This window comes from Glaciecola sp. KUL10, from assembly GCF_003203515.1.
Taxonomy (GTDB): Bacteria; Pseudomonadota; Gammaproteobacteria; order Enterobacterales; family Alteromonadaceae; genus Glaciecola.
On record NZ_BGNG01000028.1, the window covers coordinates 1 to 2,073 of the forward strand.

General features: G+C 40.3%; 6 protein-coding genes. All 6 read right to left on the reverse strand.

Annotated features, from left to right (window positions below):
• Nucleotides 1-50: 50 nt before the first annotated feature.
• Nucleotides 51-392 (reverse strand): type II toxin-antitoxin system HicB family antitoxin, encoded by a 342-nt coding sequence (locus tag KUL10_RS18440; protein WP_110430432.1) that lies wholly within the window; start codon nucleotides 390-392, stop codon nucleotides 51-53.
• Nucleotides 389-643 carry a type II toxin-antitoxin system HicA family toxin gene (locus KUL10_RS18445; protein ID WP_110430433.1) on the reverse strand — a complete coding sequence of 85 codons (255 nt, stop codon included), beginning with the start codon at nucleotides 641-643 and terminating at the stop codon, nucleotides 389-391. The genes KUL10_RS18440 and KUL10_RS18445 overlap by 4 nt, the downstream gene beginning before the upstream one ends.
• Before the next feature lie 111 nt (nucleotides 644-754).
• Complete coding sequence (locus KUL10_RS18450; protein ID WP_110430434.1) at nucleotides 755-1,048, reverse strand: HigA family addiction module antitoxin; 294 nt, start codon at nucleotides 1,046-1,048, stop codon at nucleotides 755-757.
• Complete coding sequence (locus KUL10_RS18455; protein ID WP_110430435.1) at nucleotides 1,048-1,326, reverse strand: type II toxin-antitoxin system RelE/ParE family toxin; 279 nt, start codon at nucleotides 1,324-1,326, stop codon at nucleotides 1,048-1,050. The genes KUL10_RS18450 and KUL10_RS18455 overlap by 1 nt, the downstream gene beginning before the upstream one ends.
• A 121-nt stretch (nucleotides 1,327-1,447) precedes the next feature.
• Nucleotides 1,448-1,711: a Txe/YoeB family addiction module toxin gene (locus KUL10_RS18460; protein ID WP_110430436.1), complete on the reverse strand. Its 264-nt coding sequence runs from the start codon at nucleotides 1,709-1,711 to the stop codon at nucleotides 1,448-1,450.
• On the reverse strand, nucleotides 1,708-1,950 hold the full coding sequence (locus KUL10_RS18465) for a type II toxin-antitoxin system Phd/YefM family antitoxin (protein ID WP_110430437.1): 243 nt from the start codon (nucleotides 1,948-1,950) through the stop codon (nucleotides 1,708-1,710). Before KUL10_RS18465 ends, KUL10_RS18460 begins: the two co-directional genes overlap by 4 nt.
• Nucleotides 1,951-2,073 lie beyond the last annotated feature (123 nt).

Consider the following 2,073-nt stretch of genomic DNA (forward strand, 5'->3'; position numbering starts at 1 on the left):
GATAAGCGGCGTAATACCGCTTTTGTATTACGTCCGTCTTCATCGTTTTGTTATAGCTCGCTACCGACGTTGCTTGATAACGATTCCACAACAATCTGATTTATGCTTTTCCCTGTGGCGGAAGCTTTTAAAACGAGGTGCTCATGTAGCTTTGGGCTTATACGAACATTAAATTTACCCGAATAGGTTTTCTTAGGTGCTACACCATCTTCCTCACACATTTCAAGAAATACTTTTAAAGAGGTTGAACCCTCTTCATGCAAACCCTTAATATCGGCCGCATAAAAATCAGCACCGCCATTTAAGTTAATAAACTCACCTCTAAACATCTCTATTTCAGGATCGTAAGTGATAACAGCATCGTATCCATTTATGTTCATGATATTTTTCATGGTTTCACTCCATTTGACTCTAACCAACGTCTGACGCTGCTAACCGCGCCCTTGTCTGTATCAGGGGACGGGTGTGGTCTATGAAAGACGCGTCTGTCGCCAAAAAGCCTAACACCAATTCTAGAGCCCTCAGCCTCGGATATCTCAGCTCCAAGCTCAATAAATAGTTGCTCGATATCTTTCCACTTTACATTACCACTGACAGGTCTTGAAAAGATGAGAGCTAAAGTCTTTTGATGTTTTCTTTTCATTAAACAATGATAGTACTAAATATTAGTACCGTCAATCGCATCTTAACTAGAGCTATAACACTTCGTTAAGCGGTGGTGGCCGCTTTTGCCAACATCCGGTTCATAGATTTGTTAGGCGGCATTCAGATCTAGACGCTGAACTTTACCCAAATCCAAACTCTGCTTTGCCTGCCATAATTCATAGTTATCTTGCATACTTAACCAACTTTCGGGTGTTCGTCCTAACGTTTTGGATAGTCGTAATGCCATTTCGGGGCTTATTGCACTCTTGCCTTTGACTATTCGGCTTAAAGTAGAAGCAGCTACGCCTAAATGAGTTGCCAATGTGCGGCAACTAACACCGTAAGGTTCAAGATAAATAGATTCTATAAATTCGCCAGGATGTGGCGGGTTATGCATATTCATTAGTGATAATCCTCATAATTTAGAATGTAAGCATTACCATCCTTGAACTCAAATGTTACTCTCCAATTTCCGTTTACAGATATAGACCATATATCCGCTCGCTCTCCTTTCAATTTGTGAAGGGAAAATCCTGGGATATTAATATCGTCAATTTCATGCGCAGTATTGATAGCAGCAAGCTGCATACGAAGCTTTTTCGCATGGTGTGTTTGAATGCCAGATGTCTTACCTTTTTCGTAAAACAGTCGAAGACCTTTGTGCTTGAACGATTTGATCATGATGGCATTGTAGCGTGATGCGCAACACAACACAAGCGATAGAGCCTAACAACACCATTTTAAGCGGCGTTTTGGTGTTCTTCCAAAACGTCCGTCTTCAAAATTTTTGTTAGCAGTCGATTCACTCATAGTGACTCCATAATCTCAGAATTTTCACTATTTTATCATCCTCATAAACTTGATAAACCAGTCTATGTTGAATGTTAATTCGGCGAGAATAAGCACCCGAGAGATCGCCGATTAATTTTTCAAAAGAAGGTGGAGTCGTATATGGATCTTGTTCAATTATATTTATTAGAACTTGAGCTTTACTTTTTAAGCCGCTACTAGCTAACTTCCTTGCATCTTTTTGCGCTTGTTTAGTATAGACAATTTTCCATGTCACCAATCTAACTCCTCTGAACAATCTGATATGTCAGTTTCTAAACCTTCTTTTATTGATTCGCGCATTCCCGGTACCGACAATAAATACAAGGTTTCTTGTATTGCGTCCCAATCTTTTTCAGAAAGCAGAACCGCGTTATTTCGTTTGCTCGTTATTCTCACAGGAATATGTGATTCAGCCGCTTCGTCTATCACGCGATATAAATTAGCCCGAGCTTCTGTTGCAGTTAATGTAGTCATAAGCACCTCCAATCAAAAGCGTACGCTTAAACGCACGCAATGTCAAATATTGTACTGCTAACATCGGCTTAAGCGGTAGCTGGCTGCTCTTTGCCAGATATCCGTCTTTAAGTTTTTGTATGG